We start from the raw sequence: 16840 nt of genomic DNA, 5'->3' as shown, positions 1-16840 counted from the left end.
CCCGAAGCATCCGTCGTTGTGCAGATCTCGGCCTGAGCGCGGCTAGGTCGAACTGCCGGCGCGGAGGACGGCCATGGCGCTGGCGACGAGTTCGTCATCCGTGAGCTGTGCGTTTCGCTCCGCGGAGGCGCCACCGGCGAAGCCCAACAGGACGGGCAGCCCGAACGCCTTGTAGCCGTTGACCCAGAACGGCCATGCGCCCGGGTTCTCGGGGTCGACGATGTTGATGACGTCGACGTCGGGGTCCCAGAAGACCTCGTCGAACGCGAGCCACAGTTTGTCGAGCAGTCCCATTCCGAGGGCCGAGATCGCGGCGGTCTTCTCGGCCGGAAGCGGTGGGTCGAAGGCGATGGCGCCGGCCTGGAGGACGCCGAGGGGCACCGTCACGATGGCGACAGCGCCGGTGAGGGTCTGGCCGTCGGCCCCGGTGGCGGTGACTCCGGCGGCATCCTGCGTGACGCTGGTCACCGGCCAGTCGGTGCGGATGTCGAGACCGGCCGCCGCCGCGGAGACCAGAGCGCCATAGCCGTCGCTCAGCAAGGCGTCACCGCCGCGCTGCTCCTCGCCCTCGTCGAGGGCTGCGATGGCGAGGCGATCGGGGTCTGCTCCGTACTCCCCTGCGATTTCGACGGCAACCGCCCACGTCTGCCCCGCGGTGAGAGTGGTGGGAAGCAGATCGGACAACGGGTGCGCCTCGGGGTCGGGAGCATCGGATGCCTCGTCCGCCACCGCTTCCAGCCACTGAAGCGCCGCTTCGTCACCACCGATCTGGTTCTCGTAGTCGAACGGGATCAGGTCGGACCCGGCATCCGCTGCCAGCTCGGTCATCGGGTTGTCAGCGGAGCCATGGATCCAGGAGGCGCCGAGGTCGGCGACCCCGCCTGCGAACGGAACCGTGTGGGCGCGCCCGCCGATCCGGTCGCGACCCTCGACCACCGTGACCTCTCGTCCGGCGTCGGCGAGAGCGCGAGCTGCGGCGAGTCCTGCGAGACCCGCACCGATGACGATGACCGACCCCGTCGTTTCCGCCACCTGTGCGGCAGCCCGCTCGCCGGAGTGCCACGCGCCGGTCGTCGTCGCGGGCGCGCTCGTCGAGGTCGCTTCACCGGCGAAGAAGAGGCGGCCTGCGGGGGCGGCGAGAAGCTCCCGCGCGCTCGAGCCGAGGTCACTCGGGGCCAGGTACGAGTAGGAACCGAGGGCGAACGGATCCGCTGACCAGGACGTCCGCAGGAACGACGCAGGCCGATCCGGAACTCGCGAACGGATGCCCGGGTCGCTGCCTCGCAGAGTACATGCGGCGAGCGCCGCAGAGACGCCGAGAGCGAGGCTGCCGAGCATCAGTGAGCGGCGGGACACATCCACGATCGAACGCTACCGCGCGGCATCCGTCTTGAGGGGGATCCGTTCGCCGCGCGACGGACGTACTCTCGGCTCATGTCGGATGCGTTCGGCTGGCTCGCAATAGCTGCGATCGCACTCGTGCCCGTGAGCTTCGTGATCGGCGGCGCAATCGCGTGGCGGCAGGGCCGAGCACTGCAGTCGTCGTCTAGCTCGGGAGGAACCTTCGGGATGGACGAGCTCTTCTACCCGTCAGCTCACAATGCACGGTTGGCGTGGGAGCAGGAGCAGATCATCCCCGCTCCCGCGCCAACTCCCGACAAGGGGCCCGGAATCATCGGAGCCGACGGCCGGATCATCATCGAGGTGAACGACTCGGAGTGAACTGCTTCTCATGCCCTCCTCACCATCTGTCACCGCAGAGCATTGCGGCTGGTGGCGGTGGCCTGGAGCGCGACGCCGTCGGGCACGAAGAGACTGAACACCGGCGGATGCCACTGCCCCGCGACCGTCACGCGAGCCGACACACCGTCGGGGGTGGATGCCGACACCAGGCTCGCGTCGGCATCCGACTGCGCCAGCAGCGCACTCGCCTGCGCATACACGTCGCCCGACGAGAGCTCGGCCCGCGGCGCACCACCGGCAATGGTGAGCGTGAACCCGTCAGCGCCGGCGAGCGCTGCCGCATCGGCGACGCTGTCGAGCCGCTTCTGCGCGAGATACAGACTCGTCGCATCAACCGTCACGAGGATCAGCACGATCGCGAGCATCGCATACCCGAGTACGAGCGGCAGGATGCTGCCCTCCTCGTCATCCGCCACCCACGCCGAATCGCGAAGCCGCCTCAGTAGCGACCTCATCCTCCGCTCCAGAACCGCGACATCCGCTGCACCGCACTTGCCTCGACCGGCACACTCGCGATCTCATCGAGACCGAGGACCGGCGGCGCGAGCGGCAACGAGACGCGCGTCGCGACGGAAACCCGAACTGTCGCCCCCGCTGTCGGGCAGGATGCCGACGCCGGAGCACACGAGATAGATAGGGACGTGGCGGAGGCATCGAGGTCGTACTCCGCCATCACTGCGGAAAGCACCTCGGAGGCGCTCGAACTGGCGGATGCCGCATCCGACGACAGCGAGATCGCCCGCGCGACATGGCGGGCTGCGGCTTCGGCGCCGAGCGCCTGGTGCTGAATCTGTCCGAGCGCGACGACGACGTAGATGAGCGGCACGAGCATGAGGAGTCCGACGGTGAGGAACTCGAGCGACGCCGACCCGCGCTCCTCGCGCAGCATCCGAGTCAGTCGCGTACGCCACCGGTCAGCGATCGAACGACTCCAGCGGAGCATGGGCGGTCACCTCCGTCTGCAGGCCGCTCGGCCACAGGCCCACGAGTGGGATGCTCGCCCGCACCGTGACCTCGACCACAGGCTGCCCGTCGATCACGACCTGGCGGGTGCCGACATCCGTGCCGTACTCGGGTCCGATCGCGCGGGTGATGACCTCGCGAGTGCGATCGACCGCTGAGCCGGTCGAGGTGTCGGCGAGTGCGCCGTAGTACGCCCCCTCGACCGCGGCGTCGTGCACGACGTTTCGGACGTAGGTGGCGACGCCGAGCTGAATGACGCCGAGTGTGAGGGCCGTGAGCAGCGCGGCGACCATGACGAACTCGACCGGAGCCGAGCCCCGGTCGTCGCCCCAGAAGCCACGGTCGTTCACAGTCAGCCGCCTCAGAACCCCGATACGCGGGAGATCGCCTGTTCGAACAGACCCGACAGCGCCGGCCCCGCGAGCGCCCAGATCAGCACCACGAGCCCCGCGGTCATCAGTGTGATCAACACCCAGCCAGGGACATCGCCGCGGTCTTCCCGTAGAGCTGCGGCCACGCCGGCATCCTCCCGGTCGGTTCCCTCGCGCGGCGCGGTCGCTTCACGCAAGCGTTCCAGCATCCGTCTCATCGTCATCATCTCCTTCGGTTTCGGTGGTCTAGATGGCGTGCGGTCATCCGAGATCGAGCATCACGACGCCCGGGAAGATCGCAAAAAGCACGCTCACGGGCAAAATCAAGAAGACGAGCGGCACGAGCATGGCGATTTCTTTGCGCCCGGCCTGCTCGATGAGCTCGCGCTGTTCCCCGGCCCGCGCATCCGCGGCGTGTGCGTGCAGCACATCCGCGAGCGGTGTCCCCCGGTCGACCGCCGCTACGAGCTGATCGATCGCCCGCGACAGTGCGGGGCTGTCTTCCCGACGCGCGAACGCGAGCAGCGCGTCCGTCAGCGCCGATCCAGTCCCGACCTCAACGACGACTTCACGGATGCCGGCAGCAAGCTCGCCGGTTCCGCGGCTGCCGACACGCCGCAGCGCATCCAGCAGACCCTCCCCGGCAGACAAGCAGAGCGCAAGGAACTCCAGCACGACCGGCAGCTCTTCATGCAGCCGCCGCCCGCGCGCCCGATCGCCGGCACGTCGAAGCGACTGCTCCCCCACTGCCGCGCCCGTGGCACCGACCAGCGGCAACGCGAGCAGGCCCGCGTGCGGTCCCTGCGCCAGCGCAACGACCGTAGCCAGCGCGGCGCCCGCGCCCGCGCCGAGCAATGCCCAAAGGACGGCGCGCGAACGCTGCCACGACGCTCGAATGTGCGACAGCCGATCAGCTGCGGCCTCCCACGTTGGGACTGCAGCCCCAAGAACCGGCACAGTGATCGCGCTGAACGCCCTCCCGGGGTCACCCTCGGTCACGTCCCGCAAGTACGGCGCGAGCCGGGCGGTCAGTCCCCGGGCGCGCCAGCGTGGCGATGCCGAGAGGACGAGGAGCAGTCCTCCGGCAAGCCCACCGCCCAGCAAAACGGCGAGCGCGATGTCGGTGGGGTTCACGCAAACCACCTCCGCGGCTCCGGCAGCCTTCCCACGCGCAGCATGAGACGAAACGCGACCACTGTGACGACGGCGCCACCGAGGATCAGTGCGATCCCCTGCGGCGAGCCGTACGCGGCAGCGGCTTCCGGGCGAAGTGCCAGCAGGCCGAGAATCACCCACGGGGCGACAGCGCCGAGAACAGCCGCCGCGCGAATCCAGGACTGGCGGGCCTCGACCTCGGCCCGCAGCGCGGCATCGGCCCGAACCGACGCGCCGAGCGCGCGCAGCGTCGGCACCAGTTCCGTTCCGCCGACCTCGCGCGCCATCCGCAGCGTTTCGACGATGCGGTCGGCAATCGGGTCGGCCAGGCGCGTCTTGAGCCCGGCGAGCGCGGCATCCAGGTGTCCGGATGCCGCGACATCGCGCGCGAACCGCACGAAGTCCGGCCGAAGACGTTCAGGACCCGAGACTGCGAGGCTCGCGACGGCGTCGGCGAGCGACATCCCGGCCCGAACCGACGAGACAAGCAGGTCGCATACGTCGGGCCATAAGCCGCGGCGCTCTTTCGCGCGCCTCCGCGCTCGGGACTGCAGCCACGCGATCGGGGAATACGCACCGACGATTCCCGCGAGGATCCACAGCGGCAGCGTCGGGAACACGAGCCATACCAACGCGGCGGCAACGGCACCGCCGAGCGCGGAGGAGGCGATGATGGCGCGGGCGCTTGCTCGCTCGGCAAAGCCCGCCTCACCGATCAAGCGGGTGAGCGACGAGGATGCCGTGGGCGATGGGGTCCCGGGTCGAGCCGGCCACAGCCACGGCGAGAGAACCAGCAGCATCCCTGCCCCGAGCATCGCTCCGATCAGAAGTGTCATCGGTCACGACTCCTCATCAGGGGTGGCGACGCGTGGCGGGCGGCGGGACGCGTCTGGATGATGCCGTCCTCGATCCCCGTGGGCTCGACGATCTCGGTCACGCGCCGCCGTCCGGTCGCATCGCGCTGGCAGTGGACGACGAGGTCGACGGATGCCGCAACGGCCGGCATCACGAACCCGCTGTCGATGTTGCGGCCGGCCAGCAACGGCAGGGAGCAAAGTTTGCGCAGCGCATCGGCCGCCGAGTTCGCGTGGATCGTGGCTGCACCCGGAACCCCGGTATTGAGGGCGAGGACGAGATCGAGAGCCTCGGCGTCGCGCACCTCGCCGATCACGAGGCGATCCGGCCGCATCCGCAGCGCCTCCTTCACGAGGCGGCGAAGCGTCACCTCCCCTCCCCCTTCGAGGCTCGGCTGCCGACCCTGCAGCGCGACGAGATCCGGCGCATCGACGGCGAGTTCGAACGTCTCCTCCACAGTGACGATGCGCTGCGAGGGACCGCACGCGGCGATGATCGCTCCGAGCAGCGTCGTCTTGCCCGCATGCGTGGCGCCCGAGACGAGGATGCTGCGCCCCTCGCGCATCGCAACCGCCAGCAGATCGGCATCCGCTGCTGCGAGACTCCCCACCGCGACAAGGTCGTCGAGCGACCGGTACCGCGGCAGGAACTTGCGGATGTTCACAACCCAGTGCCGCCGGGTGATGTCGGGGATCACGACGTGTAGGCGGCTCCCGTCGGGAAGCGAGGCATCCACGAACGGCTGGCTGAGGTCGACGCGGCGACCGGTCGAGTGCAGCATCCGTTCGACGAGGTCTCGCACCGCGGTGTCGGTCAAGGCCAGGGGGACGCGGGATGCGATCCCTTGGCGGGCGATGAAGATGCGGTCGGGGGCGTTGATCCACAGCTCCTCGACCTCAGGATCGTCGAGGTAGACCTGCAACGGACCGAACCCCGACAGCTGGGCGAGGATGTCGCGCACGTGGTGTGCCTCGTCATCCAGGGTTCGCTCGCCTCGCGCCAGCGCGAAGTCATTGTGCCTGCGGACCTCCGACCGGGCGATCTGACTGGCCCGATCCGGCTCCCGCTGTGGGTCGATCTGGGCCGCGCGCAGCGACTCGCGCACCCGCGCCACGACCGAGACGGCCGGGTCGACGGGCGAGGTGATGGTCACCCGTGCATCCTGACAAGCCTGCCTCCCCGGCCGCAGGAGTTATCCACAGCGGTGCGGCGTAACACCCTGGCTGCGCCGAACGGCCCCTGGCCGCGCCGCCGCCGGGGATGCACAATGGCACCAGTACGTAGGACGCAGCACCGAGGGGTGGGGAATCATGACCGTCAAGACACCAAGCCACGTGGCACGCAAGACCGGCACGGGGATCGTCGGCGGACTGGTCGGCGGGATGCTCCGCGCCGCCTGGGCGGGGCTCGCGTTCTGGGATCTCTACCTGCGCCCCGAGAACAAGATCAACGGCAAGAAACCGCTGTGGGCCTTCGTGATCCTGCTCGGCGGGATCGGGCCGCTCATCTACTTCTTCTTCGCTCCCAAGCGCTGAGGCCGCGCGTCAGCGTCACCGCCGTCGCAGGCGCGACCAGGCGTCGAAACCGACGGCGAGCAGGATGATGACGCCCAGCGCGATCCCCTGGAACAGCGGGTCGATCTTCAGCAGCGTGAAGCCGTTGTAGAGCATCGCGATGAAGAGGATCCCGAGCACCGTCCGCCACACGGCCCCCTCCCCGCCGAGGATCGAGGTGCCGCCGACGACGATGCCTGCCAGCACCGTGAACGTCAGCGTCGTCGCGATCGCATCGTTCTCGGGTACCGACGGGGTGCGGGCCAGGTCGATCACGCCGGCAAGGCCCGCACCGAGGCCCGTCAGAGCAAAGGTTGCGATCCGCACGACATTGACCCGGATGCCGGCAAGACGCGCCGCCTCGGCGTTGCCGCCCGCCGCGTAGACGTAGCGGCCGAACGTCGTGCGCCACAGCACGATGCCGAGTGCCACCACGACGACCAGCGCGATCCAGATCGGCAGCGACATCCCGAGCGGTTCGGTCTTCGCGATCCAGGTGAACTCGGGCACGTCCACGCGGATCTGCCCGATCCCCTCTTTGCCGGCCTGCGAGACGAGCTTGGTCGCTCCCAGGATGATGAAGCTCATCGCCAACGTCGCGATCAGCGGGTTGATCCGCAGGTACGTGCTGATGACGCCGTTGATGATGCCGACGGCAAGGCCCGAAAGGACCCCCGCGAGGATGCCGAGCACAGCCCCCTCGGCCCCGCCGACCTTGATGATCACGGTGCCGCAGACCACCGCGGTGAACATATAGGTGGCCCCGACCGACAGGTCGATCCCCCCGGCGATGAGCACCAGAGTGCTCGCTGCGGCGATGATGAGGATGCCCGACTGACGGTCCAGCACGTTGCCGATGTTCTGAAACGACAGGAACGCGGGGCTCCCGATCGACAGCGCGATGAAGACCGCCAGGAACGGTACGACGATCGCCACGGACCGCCACGGGATGCGCGACAGGGTGCTCTGCTGTGCCTGGGTGGGCACGGTGCCGGTAGTCAGGGTCATGGTTTCCCACTCGTGATCGGGTCCGCGAATGCCGCGGTCAGGACGTGTGCTTCGGTGCGGTCCTCGCCGGTGAGCTCGGCGACGATCCGGCCACTGCGGATGACGAGGATGCGGTGCGCGAGCCCGAGCACTTCTTCGACATCCGACGACACGACGATCACCCCGACTCCACTGGCGGCTTCGGCGACGATGAGGTCGTAGATGGCGCGACGGGATCCGACATCCACCCCGCGCGTGGGCTCGTCGGCGATGAGGACCCTGCGGGGGCGCTGGAGAGCGCGAGCGAACAGCACCTTCTGCTGGTTCCCACCCGACAGGCTCGAGACGTCGCGGCGATCGTCGCCGGCGACGGTCACCCGATCGAGCATCGCCCGGGCATCCTGGCGCTCCGCACGCGTGCGCACCCAACCCGCACGGGCGAAGGCGGCGAGGTTCGACAGGGTCACGTTGTCGCGGATCGGCCTGCCCAGCACGAGCCCCTGCTCCTTGCGGGACTCCGGGATGAGGAACAGGCCCGCCTGCAACGCCGCCGGCACCGAGGCGCCCACCGCCACGCGCTGCCCCGACCCGTCCGCCCCGGACTCGAGCAGCTCCACAGCGCCGCCGTGCCGCCCGGCGGCGCCGAAGATCGCGTGCACGATCTCACTGCGGCCGGCCCCCACCAGGCCCGCGAGCCCGACGATCTCGCCGGGCCTCACCGAGAACGACACCCCTTTGACTCCGGGCGCTTCGAGGTCGGTGACCGTCAGGACGGGCTCGACATCGGCAGGCACCGGCGGCTGCTCCGGGAAGACCGCGCCCAGGGTCCGGCCGAGCATCGCCTCGATCAGGCTCTCTTCGGTCTCGTCGGCGGCCGGTGCGGTGCGGATGAGGCGACCGTCACGCAGCACCGTGATCTCATCGGCCAGGTCGAGCACCTCACGGAGGAAGTGCGAGATGAGCACGACAGTGTGCCCGGATGCCGCCAGCTGGCGCACGACCGCGTGCAGCAGATCGGCATCCGCCCCCGACAGCGCCGCGGTCGGCTCGTCCATGATGATCACCGACGCGCCGCGCGCCAGGGCCCGCAGGATCTCGACCTTCTGCTGATCGGCGGTCCGGAGAGCGCCCACCGGCACATCGGCCGGGAGCGCGAACCCCGTGCGTTCGCTCAGCGACCGATACTCGGCGGCCAGGCGCCGGCGTCCGATGAAGCCCGCACGGCGCGGCTCGCGACCGAGGAAGACGTTCTCGGCGACCGACAGCGCAGGCACGAGTGCGAGTTCCTGGGCGATCGTCGCGATGCCCCGGTCCAGCGCCTCGCGCGGCGAGCCGAAGTGCACGCTCTCGCCGCCGACGAGCACCTGCCCGTCATCGGCGCTGTACAGGCCCGCGATGATCTTGGCGAGCGTGGACTTGCCGGCGCCGTTCTCTCCGACGAGGGCATGGACGGTGCCCGGCCGGATCGTCAGGTCGATATGGCGGAGGACGGGGAGCCCGCCGAAGGACTTGCCGACGTCCCGCAGCTCGACGGTGAGCTGCGGGACGCCGGCGTCAGCCGGTTCGTGCGGCATGGATCAACCGGGCCACTCGCCGGTGAACTCGGAGACCGTGTCGGGAGTCATGATCCCGTTGTTGGGGAAGTCCGCAAACGGGTCGACGTCGCCCATGTCCTTCCCGTCGCGCAGCGCCGCGATCATCGCCTCCATGCCGAGCCGTCCGGTCGTGGCCGGAGCCATGATCACGTCGGAGTAGACGATGCCCTCGCCGATGGCATCCAGTGCCCACTGCGAGCCTCCGTATCCGACGAGCAGGTAGTCGCCGACCGCCGCTCCGGAGTCGCCGATCGCGAGGACGGCGCCCTGCAGGCCCTGGTCCGAGGTGACGATCGCGTCGATGTCGGGGTTGGCGGTGAGGATGTCGGCCACGGCGGTCTGCGCGGCCGCGGGGTTCCAGAAGGTCTCCCCTTCGGCGACGACCGTCACCGGGGTGCCCGCGATTGCCTCGCTGAAGGCATCCCACAGCGCGATGCTCACGCTCGAGGTCTTCAGGTCGTGCAGGTAGGCGACGTTGCACGGATCGAGGTTCTTGGACGCGCAGGCCTCGACGGTCTGCTCGCCGAGCTTTTGCCCGAGGATCGTCGGGACGAAGACGATGTTCGACGCCAGGCCCGGCAGCTGCGTCGCACCGGAGGTGAAGTCCTCACCGAGGATCTGGTCGATGTTCACCACCGTGAGACCGGCATCCATCGCCTCGGCGACGACGTCCATGATCGCGGGCCCGTAGATGGGCTGAACGATCATGCCGTCATAGTCGCCCGAGGCGATGACGTCCTCGATGAGGGTGGCCTGTGTCGCAGGATCGAGGTTTCCATCGAAGACCGTGATCTCGGCGTTGTTCGCGGCGGCGACTTCCTCCGCTGCTGCAAGCATCGGCTCGTCGTACGTGTTTGCGACGGCGAACGAGATGTAGGCGATCTGCAGGGGCTCCTCGCTGGGCGCCGACGTCTCACCGGCACCAGACGTGCCCGTGTCCCCCGACGAACACGCGGCCAGTGCGAGAGCGGCGACGGCGATCCCCGCTCCTGCGAGAACCCCCCTCCGCCGTGGGGATGCTGTGCTGAGTGGCATGACTTCTCCTTTGAAATCGGGTGCGCTGACGAACCACCATCGTGGCCACGCCGGGAAAGCCGGCCTGGACAATGTTCAGTGCTGGCGTACACATTGCCGTGTTGTATCACTTAACGCAAGGGTTGGCGCCGCAAGGACGGCGACCGTGACCAATCCGTTGTCGGCTCGCGCGAATCACTCCCCCCAGCCCGCGGGTGGTTCGACGATTCCCGGGTGGAAGTGCCAGTACTCGCGCAGTTCGCGCACCAATCCCGACTCGTCGAACACGAGGAAGAACTCGCCGGCGAGCGTCACATCCGCGCCCTCATTGCGCAGGGTCACCCACCACTCCGCCGCCGCGTGCGCACCGCTGCCGACCGCGCGGCCCGCCCGAAACCGGATGTCCGACTGCGTCGCCGTCACTCGAGACCAGTAGGCGTGCACGCCCTCACGCCCTCGATAGGGCTCGTCATAGGGCTGCTCGCGGTACACCGCATCCGCCGTGAACAACGCCGCGGCAGCATCCGCATCGCGCTCCTCCCACGCACGACCGTATCGGTCCAGCCAAGCCTGAATCTGCTCCGTCGCCACGATCACTCCTTCTGTTCACACCATCCACGGTGGTTCAGTATTACTGCACAGAATGTCGCGTCAGAGCCGTCCCCGCAACCGATCGGGATCGCACGGATGGCACGTGTGCGGCGTCGGCACGAGGTGCGCGTGCGTGCGGGTCGAGCTCTCCAATGCGGCCTCAGTAGACTGATCGCACCCGCGGGAGTGGTGAAATTGGCAGACACGCAGGATTTAGGTTCCTGTGCCTTCGGGCGTGTGGGTTCAAGTCCCACCTTCCGCACGCGAGGCATCCTGCCGCGCCTTCGACCGCCGACACCGACGGAACACACGTGCACTCACTGGCTCTCATCCCCTGGCTCGACCCTGAGACGATCATCGACGCGGCCGGCCCCTGGGCCTTGCTGGTGGTGTGCCTGATCATCTTCGCCGAGACGGGCCTGCTGGTCGGGTTCCTCTTCCCCGGTGACACGCTCCTGATCATCTCGGGGCTACTCACCCACACCAACGACGTGTTCGGCGTCAACATCTGGGTCGTGTGCTCGCTGATCGCGCTGGCGGCGTTCATCGGCGGTGAGGTCGGCTACTACATCGGGCACAAGGGCGGACCCGCGGTGTTCGAACGCAAGGAATCCGGCATCTTCAGCAAGCGCAACGTCGAGCGCACCAATGCGTTCTTCGAACGTTTCGGCGGCATCACGGTGATCCTCGCCCGGTTCGTCCCGATCGTGCGCACCTTCGCGCCCGTCGCGGCGGGCGTCGGACACATGCCGTGGCGCAAATACACCCTCTACAACCTCATCGGCGCGCTCATCTGGGGCTTCGGCCTGACGATGGTCGGGTACCTCATCGCCTACATCCCGTGGGTGCGCGACCTCGTCACCGAGTACATCGACATCATCCTGCTCGTCGCGGTGGGCGGCACTGCGCTGGTGGTCGCTTATCACTACTTCAGCGAGAAGTGGAAGGCGCGTAAGGAAGCTGCAGCGGGCGAGAACCTGGACACTGACGCCACGGAGGCACGCGAACTGGCTCTGGACCCCCAGGTCTTTGAGCGGCGCCCCGACGCCGACTAACGTCAGCCCGACGGCTGTCAGCCGGACTTCTTCTCCTGCCGGGAGCCGCTCTCGCGAGACGCGCGCGAGCGCTCGACGCTCGCGCGCAGCGCCTCCATCAGGTCGATGACCTCGCCGCCCTGTTCCTCCTGCTGCTCACCGAAGGTCTCGGCGGTGTCGATCGCGTCACCCTTCTCGAGCTTCGCCTCGATGAGCGTCCGCAGCTCCTGCTGGTACTCATCGACGAAATCGGCAGGATCAAAGTCGCCCGAGAAACTCTCGACGAGGGACGCCGACAGCTCGAGCTCCTTGTCCGAGATCTTCACCGGCTCGTCCAGCGACGGGAACCTCGCCTCCCGCACCTCGTCGGCCCACAGCAGCGTCTGCAGCACGAGCACGTCACCGCGCACCCGCAGAGCCGCGAGGCGCGTCTTCTGCCGCAGCGAGAACCGCACGATCGCGGTGCGATCGGTCTGCTCGAGCGTCTGACGCAGGAGCACGTAGGCCTTCGGGGACTTCGAGTCGGGCTCCAGGTAGTACGCCTTATCGAGGGTGAGCACATCGACTTGGTCGCTCGGGACGAACTCCACGACCTCGATCTCGCGGCTGCGCTCGGACGGCAGCGCCGCGAAATCCTCCTTCGTGAGGATCACGGTCTTCTCGCCGTCGTCGTAGGCGCGGTCGATCTCGCTGTAGGGCACGACCTCGCCGTCGAGTTCACATACACGCTGATAGCGGATGCGGCCTCCGTCGGCCGCGTGCACCTGATGCAGCGACACGTCGTGGTCCTCGGTCGCGGCGTAGACCTTCACCGGAACGTTGACCAGCCCGAACGTCAACGCGCCTTTCCAGATCGACCTCATCTGACCAGTACACACGCTGTCGGGCCCGAGGGCCAGCATCCGGGCACACTCCGACCCCGGGGACTAGCCTTGGCGCATGGCTGGCCCGGAGCAGACGGTACAGGTGCAGGGCCACCGCCTGCGCCTCACCAACCTCGACAAGGTCCTCTACCCGGCCACCGGCACGACTAAGGGTGAGGTCATCGACTACTACAGTCGGATCGCCCCGACCATCCTCCCGCTGCTGGCGGGACGCCCCGTCACTCGTAAGCGATGGCCCGACGGCGTGGGCGACGCGGAGCATCCCGGGATGTCCTTCTTCACCAAGGATCTCGAGCGGGGTGCACCCGAGTGGATCCCCCGGATGCCGATCCAGCACTCCACGGGAATCAAGACCTACCCGCTCATCGACTCCCAGGCAGCGCTCGTGTGGCTTGGCCAGGTCGCCAGCCTCGAACTGCACGTGCCGCAGTGGCGATTCGCGCCGGATGGCTCACCGGCTCACCCCGACCGCCTCGTCCTCGATCTCGATCCGGGGCCGGGCACCGGCCTCGCCGAGTGCGCCGAGGTCGCCCGGCTCGTGCGAGAGATCCTGCGCGGGATGTCGCTGGAGTCCGTGCCGGTCACCAGCGGAAGCAAGGGCATCCACCTGTACGCCCCGCTGCCGGGCAGTCTCACCAGCGATGGTGCGTCGAACCTGGCGCGAGAACTCGCGCGGGCTCTCGAGACCGATCACCCGGATCTGGTCGTGAGCTCGATGTCCAAGGCGGCCCGTCCGGGCAAGGTCTTCCTGGACTGGAGCCAGAACAACGGCAAGAAGACCACCATCAGCCCCTACTCGCTCCGCGGGCGGGAACGTCCCACCGTCGCCGCCCCGCGGACGTGGGACGAGCTGTCCGAACCGGACCTGCGTCAGCTGCTGTTCACAGAGGTGCTCGAGCGCGCCGCCACGGGGATCGCGCCGTTCTTCGCTGCTCCGGCGCCAGCGCCGCTCGATCGATATCGCCAGAAGCGCGATGCGGCACGCACGCCCGAGCCGGTGCCGGATGCCAGCACCCTTCCCGGGGTCCGGGCGGACGGCGAGCCCCCGCGTTTCGTCGTGCAGGAACACCATGCGTCGCGGCTGCACTTCGATCTGCGCCTGGAGCGTGACGGTGTGCTCGTCAGTTGGGCGGTTCCCCGCGGCATCCCGACCTCACCCGATCGCAACAACCTCGCCGTGATGACCGAGGACCATCCGATCGAGTACCTCACGTTCCACGGCACCATCCCGAAGGGCGAGTACGGCGCCGGCACGATGACGGTGTGGGACACAGGCACGTTCGAGACGGAGAAATGGCGCCCCGACGAGGTCATCTTCCGCGCGCACGGCAGGCGCGGCGGCGCGATGGATGGCGTGCGCTTCGCGCTCATCCGGACGAGCGGTGAGGGCGAGAAGTCGCAGTGGCTCCTGCATCGCATGAAGGACGCCCAGGCGAGCACGGCGCCCGCCCAGCGGGTGGTTCGCCCGCGCCGTGGGCCACAGGAGCGTCACGACAGCCCCGCTCCGATGCTCGCCACGGTTGCCACGCCGGGGCTCGCGGCGGCGGCCATCGCCCGATGGGGTGGTGAGCCCTGGGTGGAGATGAAGTGGGACGGTATCCGTGCGGTGGGGACCTGGGACGGACGAGAGTTGACCCTCCGCGCGCGCAGCGGAAACGACCTCACCGCCGCCTATCCGGACCTGCAGGATGCCAGGCTCGGCGACGCGCCGTGCATCGTGGACGGGGAGATCGTCGCCCTCGACGCGGGCGGCAGGCCGAGCTTTCCGCTGCTGCAGAAGCGGATGAATCTCGCCAATCCCGTGGAGATCACTCGCGAGGCGGCGCGCACGCCGGTGCGCTACTACCTGTTCGATCTGCTGCAGATCGACGGGCAGGACGCGACAGCGCTGCCGCTGGCTGATCGACGCGCGCTCCTGGAGAGGCTTGCTGACGGCGCCGGCGACCGCATCACCGTCCCGCCGGTGTTCGACGATCTGGACGCGACGCTGGCAGCCGCCCGCGAGGCCGCCCTCGAGGGACTCGTCGTGAAGAACCCCGACTCACGCTACCGGTCGGGTGAGCGATCGGCGGACTGGCTCAAGATCAAGCTCACCCGCACCCAGGATGTCGTCATCGGCGGCATCCGTCCCGGTCAGGGAGGGAGATCCGGTGCCATCGGATCGCTCTTGGTCGGCATCCCCGGTTCGGACGGCCTGCACTATGCGGGTCGGGTGGGAACGGGGTTCACCGAGACGTCCCTGGCCACCCTGGGGCGCCTGCTCGCCCCGCTTGGGACGCACGAGAACCCCTTCGTCGGCGTGCCCGCGGCGGACGCGCGCGATGCGATCTGGGTCCGACCCGAGCTGGTCGGCGAGGTCGAGTTCGCAGAGTTCACGCCGGGCGGAATTCTGCGCCATGCCCGCTGGCGAGGCCTTCGTCCTGATCATGCCCCCGATGCCGTGGTACGCGAAGACGCGGACGCCCCGTTCTAGGCGTGGGTCGCGTCGCCCGTATCGACATGGCCGGCCGGCTCCAGCTGGAAGGTCGAGTGCTCGACGTCGAAGTGCGCCGCCAGGCAGCTCTGCAGGCGCGAGAGAATCTCGCCCGAACGCCCCGCGGCGATCGCCGCCGGGTCGACGACGACGTGCGCCGTGAACACGGGAGCGCCGCGAGTGAGCTGCCACACGTGGACGTCGTGCACGGCCACGACATCATCGGCCGACAGGATGTGGTCGCGGATCTCCGCGACGTGGGTGCCTTTCGGCGCGGCCTCCGAGAGCACGTGGAAGACCTCCCGGAGCAGCCCGACCGCACGGGGCACGATGAGAGCCGCGATCAGGAGTGAGGCGACGGCATCCGCTGCCTGCCAGCCGGTGACGAGCACCACGACTGCCGCCACGATGACCAGCGCCGACCCCAGCAGGTCGCCGAGCACCTCCAGATACGCACCGCGGACGTTGATGCTCGTGCGCTGTGCGGCAGAAAGCAGCCACATCGCGGCCGCGTTGGCGAGCAGGCCGACGATCGCCACGATGAGCATGATGCCGCCGCGCACCTCCGCGTCGCCCGGAGCGAGCAGGCGCTGGATGGCTTCGATGACGACCCAGACCGACAGGCCGATCAGCAGCACAGCGTTGATGAGCGCTCCGAATACCTCAGCGCGCTGATACCCGTAGGTTTGGCGGTCGGTCGCGGGCCGCGCGGCCACGATACTCGCGATCAGCGCGATCACGAGGGCGGCGGCATCCGTCAGCATGTGCACGGCGTCAGCGAGCAGAGCGAGCGACCCGCTCCAGAACGCGCCGATCACCTGGATGACGAGCACGACCGACGTGATGGCCAGTGACGCGGTCAGCAATCGGCGGTGGCTGGCGCCACGAATACCGGGAGCGTGATCGTGCACGTCCCCAGCGTAGGGCTCCGAGACCGTGGGAGTCGGGTCGGCGATCCAAACGGGAACGAGTCTGATTCTCGCTCGCGCGTAGGGCGTCTCAGAGGGCCGACAGCAGAGGGGCGAGGGCGACGAACGCCTGGGCGCGATGCGATGCCGCGGCTTTCTCCTCGGGACTCCACTGCCCGACGGTGCGCTCCGCGCCAGGCTCCTGGCCGTCGGGGATGAAGATCGGGTCATACCCGAATCCCCCCTCACCGCGGGGCTCTGTCGCCAACCGTCCGTGCCAGCGGCCCTCGACGACGTGTTCCAGCGCGAAGGCGTTGGACCCGCGCTCGGGGACCACCAACGCGATCGTCGACACGAAGGATGCCTTACGGTGCGGATCGGCGATATCGGAGAGCTGATCCAGCAGCAGGTGCATGTTGGCCGCAGCATCCTTCTGGTGCCCCGCCCAATACGCCGAGAAGATGCCCGGTGCGCCCCCGAGCACGTTGACGGCGATGCCGGAATCGTCCGCCAGGGCCGCGAGCCCGGTGTGTCGGGCTGCCGCGCGTGCCTTGATAAGCGCGTTCTCCGCGAAGTTGACACCGTCTTCGACAGGCTCGGGACCGTCGTACCCGATGACCCGAAGGTCGGGTCGGGTCGCCGCGACGATGCGTGCGAACTCCGCCACCTTGTGGGGATTGTGGGTGGCCAGGACGATCTGCTGCGGCATCGGCG

19 protein-coding genes and 1 tRNA gene are annotated in these 16840 nt (G+C 68.7%); 5 read left to right on the top strand and 15 right to left on the bottom strand.

What is annotated here, in order from left to right:
* Nucleotides 1-42: 42 nt before the first annotated feature.
* Nucleotides 43-1362 (bottom strand): FAD-dependent oxidoreductase, encoded by a 1320-nt coding sequence (locus AC3ENO_RS08625; RefSeq protein WP_434970231.1) that lies wholly within the window; start codon nt 1360-1362, stop codon nt 43-45.
* A 72-nt stretch (nt 1363-1434) separates the two neighbouring features.
* On the opposite strand from AC3ENO_RS08625, the gene AC3ENO_RS08620 reads away from it, so the two are divergent.
* A complete protein-coding gene (locus tag AC3ENO_RS08620) occupies nt 1435-1722 on the top strand; it encodes a hypothetical protein (protein WP_434970230.1) in 288 nt (95 codons plus the stop codon).
* A 29-nt stretch (nt 1723-1751) separates the two neighbouring features.
* On the opposite strand, the gene AC3ENO_RS08615 is transcribed toward AC3ENO_RS08620, so the two are convergent.
* Genes AC3ENO_RS08615 through AC3ENO_RS08585 form a run of 7 tightly spaced genes read right to left on the bottom strand, consistent with a single transcriptional unit; the run spans nt 1752 to nt 6240 of the window.
* On the bottom strand, nt 1752-2198 hold the full coding sequence (locus AC3ENO_RS08615; protein WP_434970229.1) for a pilus assembly protein TadG-related protein: 447 nt from the start codon (nt 2196-2198) through the stop codon (nt 1752-1754).
* Complete coding sequence (locus AC3ENO_RS08610; protein ID WP_434970228.1) at nt 2195-2686, bottom strand: TadE family protein; 492 nt, start codon at nt 2684-2686, stop codon at nt 2195-2197. The genes AC3ENO_RS08615 and AC3ENO_RS08610 overlap by 4 nt, the downstream gene beginning before the upstream one ends.
* On the bottom strand, nt 2658-3056 hold the full coding sequence (locus AC3ENO_RS08605) for a TadE/TadG family type IV pilus assembly protein (RefSeq protein WP_434970227.1): 399 nt from the start codon (nt 3054-3056) through the stop codon (nt 2658-2660). The genes AC3ENO_RS08610 and AC3ENO_RS08605 overlap by 29 nt, the downstream gene beginning before the upstream one ends.
* Before the next feature lie 11 nt (nt 3057-3067).
* Nucleotides 3068-3286, bottom strand: coding sequence for a hypothetical protein (locus AC3ENO_RS08600; RefSeq protein WP_434970314.1), 219 nt, complete (start codon nt 3284-3286; stop codon nt 3068-3070).
* A gap of 52 nt (nt 3287-3338) precedes the next feature.
* A complete protein-coding gene (locus AC3ENO_RS08595) occupies nt 3339-4211 on the bottom strand; it encodes a type II secretion system F family protein (RefSeq protein ID WP_434970226.1) in 873 nt (290 codons plus the stop codon).
* The gene (locus AC3ENO_RS08590; protein WP_434970225.1) at nt 4208-5068 is read right to left on the bottom strand and encodes a type II secretion system F family protein; all 861 of its coding nucleotides are present in this window, start codon (nt 5066-5068) and stop codon (nt 4208-4210) included. Before AC3ENO_RS08590 ends, AC3ENO_RS08595 begins: the two co-directional genes overlap by 4 nt.
* The gene (locus tag AC3ENO_RS08585; protein WP_434970224.1) at nt 5065-6240 is read right to left on the bottom strand and encodes a TadA family conjugal transfer-associated ATPase; all 1176 of its coding nucleotides are present in this window, start codon (nt 6238-6240) and stop codon (nt 5065-5067) included. Before AC3ENO_RS08585 ends, AC3ENO_RS08590 begins: the two co-directional genes overlap by 4 nt.
* A 157-nt stretch (nt 6241-6397) precedes the next feature.
* Here AC3ENO_RS08585 and AC3ENO_RS08580 point away from each other — a divergent pair, with 157 nt between their 5' ends.
* Nucleotides 6398-6622: a PLDc N-terminal domain-containing protein gene (locus AC3ENO_RS08580; RefSeq protein WP_434970223.1), complete on the top strand. Its 225-nt coding sequence runs from the start codon at nt 6398-6400 to the stop codon at nt 6620-6622.
* Nucleotides 6623-6637: 15 nt separating this feature from the next.
* Here the strand turns inward: AC3ENO_RS08580 and AC3ENO_RS08575 are convergent, their stop codons facing one another.
* From AC3ENO_RS08575 to AC3ENO_RS08560, 4 genes are all read right to left on the bottom strand, one after another.
* Nucleotides 6638-7648: an ABC transporter permease gene (locus tag AC3ENO_RS08575; RefSeq protein WP_434970222.1), complete on the bottom strand. Its 1011-nt coding sequence runs from the start codon at nt 7646-7648 to the stop codon at nt 6638-6640.
* Nucleotides 7645-9201, bottom strand: a complete 1557-nt coding sequence (locus AC3ENO_RS08570; protein WP_434970221.1) for a sugar ABC transporter ATP-binding protein — start codon at nt 9199-9201, stop codon at nt 7645-7647. The genes AC3ENO_RS08575 and AC3ENO_RS08570 overlap by 4 nt, the downstream gene beginning before the upstream one ends.
* A 3-nt stretch (nt 9202-9204) precedes the next feature.
* Complete coding sequence (locus AC3ENO_RS08565) at nt 9205-10257, bottom strand: sugar ABC transporter substrate-binding protein (RefSeq protein ID WP_434970220.1); 1053 nt, start codon at nt 10255-10257, stop codon at nt 9205-9207.
* A 174-nt stretch (nt 10258-10431) separates the two neighbouring features.
* Complete coding sequence (locus AC3ENO_RS08560; protein ID WP_434970219.1) at nt 10432-10827, bottom strand: nuclear transport factor 2 family protein; 396 nt, start codon at nt 10825-10827, stop codon at nt 10432-10434.
* A gap of 180 nt (nt 10828-11007) precedes the next feature.
* On the opposite strand from AC3ENO_RS08560, the gene AC3ENO_RS08555 reads away from it, so the two are divergent.
* Together AC3ENO_RS08555 and AC3ENO_RS08550 are read left to right on the top strand one after the other, a co-directional pair.
* Nucleotides 11008-11089, top strand: a tRNA-Leu gene (locus AC3ENO_RS08555).
* A gap of 49 nt (nt 11090-11138) precedes the next feature.
* Nucleotides 11139-11882, top strand: coding sequence for a DedA family protein (locus tag AC3ENO_RS08550; RefSeq protein WP_434970218.1), 744 nt, complete (start codon nt 11139-11141; stop codon nt 11880-11882).
* Nucleotides 11883-11899: 17 nt separating this feature from the next.
* Here the strand turns inward: AC3ENO_RS08550 and ku are convergent, their stop codons facing one another.
* Complete coding sequence (gene ku / locus AC3ENO_RS08545; RefSeq protein ID WP_434970217.1) at nt 11900-12724, bottom strand: non-homologous end joining protein Ku; 825 nt, start codon at nt 12722-12724, stop codon at nt 11900-11902.
* Between the two features lie 76 nt (nt 12725-12800).
* On the opposite strand from ku, the gene AC3ENO_RS08540 reads away from it, so the two are divergent.
* Nucleotides 12801-15218 (top strand): ATP-dependent DNA ligase, encoded by a 2418-nt coding sequence (locus tag AC3ENO_RS08540; RefSeq protein ID WP_434970216.1) that lies wholly within the window; start codon nt 12801-12803, stop codon nt 15216-15218.
* Here AC3ENO_RS08540 and AC3ENO_RS08535 read toward each other — a convergent pair.
* Both AC3ENO_RS08535 and rdgB read right to left on the bottom strand, forming a co-directional pair.
* On the bottom strand, nt 15215-16129 hold the full coding sequence (locus tag AC3ENO_RS08535) for a cation diffusion facilitator family transporter (RefSeq protein WP_434970215.1): 915 nt from the start codon (nt 16127-16129) through the stop codon (nt 15215-15217). The two genes, AC3ENO_RS08540 and AC3ENO_RS08535, sit on opposite strands and share 4 nt — an antisense overlap.
* A gap of 88 nt (nt 16130-16217) precedes the next feature.
* Nucleotides 16218-16835: an RdgB/HAM1 family non-canonical purine NTP pyrophosphatase gene (rdgB, locus tag AC3ENO_RS08530; RefSeq protein WP_434970214.1), complete on the bottom strand. Its 618-nt coding sequence runs from the start codon at nt 16833-16835 to the stop codon at nt 16218-16220.
* Nucleotides 16836-16840 lie beyond the last annotated feature (5 nt).

The sequence above is a fragment of the Microbacterium sp. bgisy207 genome (genome assembly GCF_057706855.1).
Note: the sequence above shows the minus strand (reverse complement) of the source record. Positions and strands in the feature narration are given on the sequence as shown.